Source organism: Ruegeria sp. BB9 (genome assembly GCF_056539345.1).
This window is the reverse complement of record NZ_JBQFUU010000010.1, coordinates 2,501-6,016: the sequence shown is the minus strand read 5'-3', so window position 1 is coordinate 6,016 and position 3,516 is coordinate 2,501. Positions and strand designations below refer to the sequence as shown.

Genomic DNA, 3,516 nt, shown 5'->3' with positions numbered 1-3,516 from the left:
TGGTTGCGGGAGCAGGATTTGAACCTGCGACCTTCAGGTTATGAGCCTGACGAGCTACCGGGCTGCTCCATCCCGCGACACTTTGGTTTGGTCTGTTGCCTATTTGGCTGTTTGAGACCTGGTCGTGTTTTTTCATCGTTTTTGAGAGGGGGGATTTTTCTAGGTTTGGCGGTGACCTACTCTCCCGGGGCTTGAGCCCAAGTACCATTGGCGCTGCAGTGCTTAACTTCCGGGTTCGGGATGGGACCGGGTGTTTCACTTGCGCTATGACCACCAAACCGAGGAAAATCCCCGTCGCTCTTTTTGCTTTGCAAAAAGGCGGCGCGCGGCAGGCAGCGTATTCGCGAAGCGAATGCGCGTTGCCGCACGGTTGTTGTGTCACCCCTTGCGGGGTTTCACATCAATCAACACCGTCGCTATTTGCGTAGCAAAAGCGACGTAATTGTCCAACTCAAGGTCAGTGTATGCTTTTGGTGATTTGTCTTTCTGTTACTGGATCAAATCAAGCCTATCGGGCGATTAGTACCGGTCAACTGAACGCATTGCTGCGCTTACATCTCCGGCCTATTGACGTGGTGGTCTTCCACGGCCCTCAGGGAGACCTTGTTTTGAGGGGGGCTTCCCGCTTAGATGCCTTCAGCGGTTATCCTGTCCGATCATAGCTACCCTGCACTGCTGCTGGCGCAACAACAGGTCCACCAGTGGATCGTTCACCCCGGTCCTCTCGTACTAGGGGCAACTCCTCTCAAGTCTCCTACACCCACGGCAGATAGGGACCGAACTGTCTCACGACGTTCTAAACCCAGCTCACGTACCTCTTTAAACGGCGAACAGCCGTACCCTTGGGACCTGCTCCAGCCCCAGGATGAGATGAGCCGACATCGAGGTGCCAAACACTGCCGTCGATATGGACTCTTGGGCAGTATCAGCCTGTTATCCCCGGCGTACCTTTTATCCGTTGAGCGATGGCCCTTCCACTCGGGACCACCGGATCACTATGGCCGTCTTTCGACTCTGCTCGACTTGTCAGTCTCGCAGTCAGGCTGGCTTCTGCCATTGCACTCAACGAGCGATTTCCGACCGCTCTGAGCCAACCTTCGCGCGCCTCCGTTACGCTTTAGGAGGCGACCGCCCCAGTCAAACTACCCGCCACGCAGGGTCCCGGATCCGGATAACGGACCGCGGTTAGACATCAAGAATGCAAAGGGTGGTATCTCAAGGGAGGCTCCACAGGAACTGGCGTCCCTGCTTCGAAGCCTACCACCTATCCTGCACATTGCAGTCCTGATGCCAGTGCGAAGCTGTAGTAAAGGTGCACGGGGTCTTTCCGTCTAACCGCGGGAAGCCTGCATCTTGACAGGCAATTCAATTTCGCTGAGTCGATGTTGGAGACAGCGGGGAAGTCGTTACGCCATTCGTGCAGGTCGGAACTTACCCGACAAGGAATTTCGCTACCTTAGGACCGTTATAGTTACGGCCGCCGTTTACCTGGGCTTCAATTCAAGGCTCTCACCTCTCCTTTTAACCTTCAGGCACCGGGCAGGCGTCAGACCCTATACGTCGTCTTGCGACTTCGCAGAGCCCTGTGTTTTTAATAAACAGTCGCCACCCCCTGGTTTGTGCCCCCAGCCCCTAGTTGCCTAGGAACCGGGCCTCCTTCTCGCGAACTTACGGAGGTATTTTGCCGAGTTCCTTCAACATCGTTCTCTCAAGCGCCTTGGTATGCTCTACCAGTCCACCTGTGTCGGTTTAGGGTACGGTCTGATGGAGGGCTATTTCCAGGAACCACTCAGCAGCCCAATCAATCCGATAAGATTGAACTACACCTGTGATCCGTCACATCCTCCTGGCCTAGGAATATTAACCTAGTTCCCATCGCCTACGCCTTTCGGCCTCGGCTTAGGGGCCGGCTTACCCTGCTCAGATTAGCTTTAAGCAGGAACCCTTGGACTTTCGGCGAGAGTGTCTCTCACACTCTTTGTCGCTACTCATGTCATCATTCTCACTAGTGATCTCTCCACCGGATGGCTCACGCCCCGGCTTCATCGAAAGATCCTCGCCTCCAATATCCCCGAAGGGATCAAGGAGGCATGGATCTATGTCACACTACGCTCTGCTACCATGCCTTGCGGCATCCTAAGCTTCGGCTCATGGCTTGAGCCCCGTTACATCTTCGCCGCAGGACAACTTGTTTAGACCAGTGAGCTGTTACGCTATCTTTAAAGGATGGCTGCTTCTAAGCCAACCTCCTGGTTGTTTTGGTCGTCCCACCTGCTTTCCCACTTAGCCATGAATTGGGGGCCTTAGCTGTAGGTCAGGGTTGTTTCCCTCTCCACTACGGACGTTAGCATCCGCAGTGTGTCTGCCATCTAGTACTCCCGGGTATTCGGAGTTTGGTTAGGATCAGTAAGCCTGTGGGGCCCCATTACCCATCCAGTGCTCTACCCCCCGGGGTATTCGGATGACGCTCTACCTAAATAGATTTCGCAGAGAACCAGCTATCTCCGAGTTTGATTGGCCTTTCACCCCTAGGCACAGCTCATCCCGATCCTTTTCAACGGATGTGGGTTCGGTCCTCCAGTGCGTGTTACCGCACCTTCAACCTGGCCATGCCTAGATCACTCGGTTTCGGGTCTGATCCCACGAACTCATACGCCCTATTAAGACTCGCTTTCGCTACGCCTACACCTAACGGCTTAAGCTTGCTCGTGAGACCAAGTCGATGACCCATTATACAAAAGGTACGCCGTCAGCTCGCTAGGAGCCTCCGACTGATTGTAGGCGTTCGGTTTCAGGTACTGTTTCACTCCCCTCGTCGGGGTGCTTTTCACCTTTCCCTCACGGTACTGGTTCGCTATCGGTCAGCAAGGAGTACTTAGCCTTCGAAGGTGGTCCTCCGATCTTCAGACAGAATTTCACGTGTTCCGCCCTACTTAATACGTCCGTCAAAGCTTCGAATACGGGGCTGTCACCCGCTATGGCCATGCTTCCCAACATGTTCTTCTCACTTATCCGGCTCGGCTGGTCCCCGTTCGCTCGCCGCTACTAGGGGAGTATCAATTGATTTCCTTTCCTCCGGGTACTTAGATGTTTCAGTTCCCCGGGTTTGCCCTTAAAACCCTATGTATTCAGGTCTTAAGTACCTGGTCATGCTCATTATTGATCAGCTGTGCTAACAATAACAAACATTCAGGTGGGTTGCCCCATTCAGAGATCCATGGATCAAAGCTTATTCTCAGCTCCCCATGGCTTATCGCAGAGTATCACGTCTTTCATCGCCTCTTGCTGCCAAGGCATTCACCAAACGCCCTTCTCGCGCTTGATTTGATCCAGAAAGAGAAAGACTTGATATTGGCACTACCGCCTATTCGGCTACTTGAGTGCGTTTGACCGCACACAACCAAAGCTGCGCTAGTAATCAAATCAATCGCGACCGCCCAGCTGGTAACTAAAGGCGATCTTTCTTCTGAACCAAAAGCATACTTTCCCGCCTTCCATCCTGGAACCCATGCTGCC

General features: G+C 53.7%; 1 tRNA gene and 2 rRNA genes. All 3 read right to left on the bottom strand.

Annotation, left to right across the window (positions count from 1 at the left end):
• Positions 1-77, bottom strand: a tRNA-Met gene (locus ACR0FC_RS19240).
• Between the two features lie 86 nt (positions 78-163).
• Positions 164-278: ribosomal RNA gene (gene rrf, locus ACR0FC_RS19235) — 5S ribosomal RNA — on the bottom strand.
• A 220-nt stretch (positions 279-498) separates the two neighbouring features.
• Positions 499-3,325 (bottom strand): 23S ribosomal RNA (locus ACR0FC_RS19230).
• Positions 3,326-3,516 lie beyond the last annotated feature (191 nt).